Genomic DNA, 3,034 nt, shown 5'->3' on the forward strand with positions numbered 1-3,034 from the left:
CCCCATCGTCCAATATCCGGCATATAGAATCTTGCACCGTAGTCGTACATACCACTTTCTTGCAGCTCCATACCATTGTATTTGTAATTGTATGGTATAGAGAGCGGATCAAATACAGGAAGATTTCCGTCTCTTTTAATAAAGCTTAAGCCAAAGGGATAGTAGTCATTGGTATCTACAATCTTGGTTGTGCCACCATCTTTGGTATAACTTAGTCTTACGTTTCCTAAGTGATCTTTGTATTGGTAAATATAACGAAGATTTTCGTAATCGTAATAGCCTTCTGCTGTCGGGAAGAAAGACAAGACAACGTCATCTGCGGATCCGCCACCTGGATCTATAGGTACCAAAACACGTTCGGTATCTAGAGCGAAGGTCTCAGGTTGTCCTGCAGTAGTAGCAAGTAGTGTTGCTGTATCCGTTTCTTCCAATGCCCGACGTATCGGCATTGTATTAGGAGTTGAGTACTGGAAGCCATCAAGATACTCTGTATTGATTATTTTGGTTCCTGTGGCATTGACTAGGTTGTATTGTTTTTTTATTTTGGTCCCATCCGCACGGTAGTAATAATTGGTTTTATTGTTATTCTGTAGAATCTCTGTAGGAAGGTTTAGGTAATTATAATCAATCTTACTGATGCCTTTATCAGGCATACTTGTCATATTGCCATTATTGTCATACGATATGGTTTGGCCTCCTCCTGGATAGCCCAGACTGTTGGCGGATGCATCTTGTATGTTGGTCACCTTGTTGCCTGAATAATTGTATGTAAGGTCATCTATAAGCAAAGGCGTATTTCCTTTGATAGGAGATGTTGTTCTTTGTAGGTTAATAATATTGCCATTCAGATCATATGTTATATATTCATCATTAGTTAGAGCTACAGGAACAGTAAGATCAGGGCGTTGATAATTACCTGATATTAGACGACTGCTTTTATCATAAGCATAGCTATATCTGTGTAACATATCACTGCCGTTGTTGTATATCCAATCAACTTCCGAAATATTGCCATTAAAACTTCCTGGGGATAACGAGCTTTCGGGATTATTATATTTAATGTTATAACCAAAAAGCTTTCCATTTGTAAGACCCGATGGAATATAACTTGCTTCGTTTCCGACAATAATATTGTCTTTATTGATACCTGTTAACCAGCCTCGCACATTATAGGAATATTTTACGTTCTGTAAATTCTGTCCCAAAACACCTCCTACATCTTTGTTGTCAAGCTGACCTATCTCATTATAATGGTTAAATACTAAAAGCTCTTTCAGGGACTTACCAACTACCCAGTGATACTGCTTTTCTAGTCTATTTTGAAGATCATATTCAAAATCTTGTTCTACAATTAGTTCTACATCTGTATTTCTTCTTTTATGATAGGTTTTGGTTTTTACAGGAGAGCCCGTAAAGTCTAGTTTACTCTCGGTAATGGTGTAACCTCCAAGATGATTTAAAGTATGGTTTTTTACTAATTGTCCTTTGGTATCATAACGCATATAGTTTTTAGTCCAGCCATTGGCTTCTACATTATTTACAAAGTTAGCTGTTGGTAATGATTTGGTACTAATTATATTAGTCTGCGCGTCTTGTGTTAATAGTGCCTGATCCAATACCGTGGTACCATGGTCGGGAGTACCTAGAGGATAGGTATCATAATAGTTAACACTAAGCAATTTTGTAATAGCATTGGGGTAGTTTTTACTGGCATCATTATCATAATAGACAGACAGACCTGGTTGTGTAAAGGCAGAGGCTTTTCTTTCAACATTATTAGAGCCTTTTGTATTAACTACATTTTGTTCAGCATTTCTGCCAGCACTGGAATAGACCGAGGAACTGGTATATAGCCCTGTATAGGTAATTCTTCCATATTTATCATATTTATTAAAAAGCCACTGTTGTTTGCTTCCCATATTAACATCCTGGGATAATACCAACCTATCTTGGTTATCATAGACAAAATACTCCCAACCTTTTCCTGGCAGCTTTTTTTCAGCAAGCCTCCCCTTAGCATCATAATTATACTGATAGCACAAGTCATCTAAATCTGCTTGCAGAACGACTCCTTTCGCTACTGCATTGGGGGTAATAACGTAGACAAGTTGTTGATATTCATTATAGACATAATAAGTGTCTGCAGCACTAACTTTATTAACATAACGCTTTACTAAAATAACTTTCCCTTGTTTATCTTTAAATTCGGTAACAACATTGCCATCCTCATCTGTGGTTATGGTTTTATATAACTGGTTAGCAGCATAACTAGCATTATGGGTTAACTGAGAATTAGTAACCCCATTACTCCAAGATATTGTAGTCGCTGAGTATTTCCTAACTTCTGAACTGGTATTGGCCGAATAGTTAAAACTAATCTTTTTATTACTGTTTGCCCATGCACCAGGAGCTGTTGTAGACAAAGGTCGTTCTAATGGAGATTTTTCAATTTCTTTTTGAGCATAAAAAGGGGCTACACCTCCATACAAAGGAGAACCTACTATCTCCGAAACACCACCATAAAAGGCTCCATTTGTACTAGATTGCTGTGGCATCGGAAGATAGTCTTTATCTTGTCTTCCTAGATTATCGTAGGTTATTTGCGTTACGATATCATTCTGAGATGGGGAAGCTTTTACATTTATAATTTGTTTGGGCCTACCCAAGCCATCCATATATTGGATTGTTTCCTGCTTTTTAGTTTTATTTTCATCCAGAAAAACCGTAGAAAAAACATAATTTTGATCAGCACTTGGTATGGTCTGAGCTTTAGAGGCTACCGAGCCAAACAATAATGCAAAAAGAATAAATCTATTTTTTTTCATAATTTTTAATATTATTGTTTGTAATGGTATTCATTTTCCTTAAGTGTGCGATAGATCATAGAACCAGTAGTACCATCTTTCTCCAATCGTTTGACTTCCTTCAGTCGTTGGGCTGTATCATAGATGTAAATTTCTCGCAGACCAGAAGGTGGTGTAACACTTCTAACGCCTACCAAAGGGTCATAACTATAAGTAGTGATTTGATAATC

At 36.9% G+C, this 3,034-nt stretch carries 2 protein-coding genes; both read right to left on the reverse strand.

Annotation, left to right across the window (positions count from 1 at the left end; all coding sequences use genetic code 11):
* A partial coding sequence (locus ACVFVN_RS14535; RefSeq protein WP_456235840.1) for a DUF6443 domain-containing protein occupies positions 1-2,825 on the reverse strand: 2,825 nt, incomplete at its 3' end.
* An 11-nt stretch (positions 2,826-2,836) separates the two neighbouring features.
* Positions 2,837-3,034: hypothetical protein (locus ACVFVN_RS14540; protein ID WP_456235841.1), on the reverse strand; the 198-nt coding region annotated here is incomplete at its 5' end.

Source organism: Soonwooa purpurea (assembly GCF_053891095.1).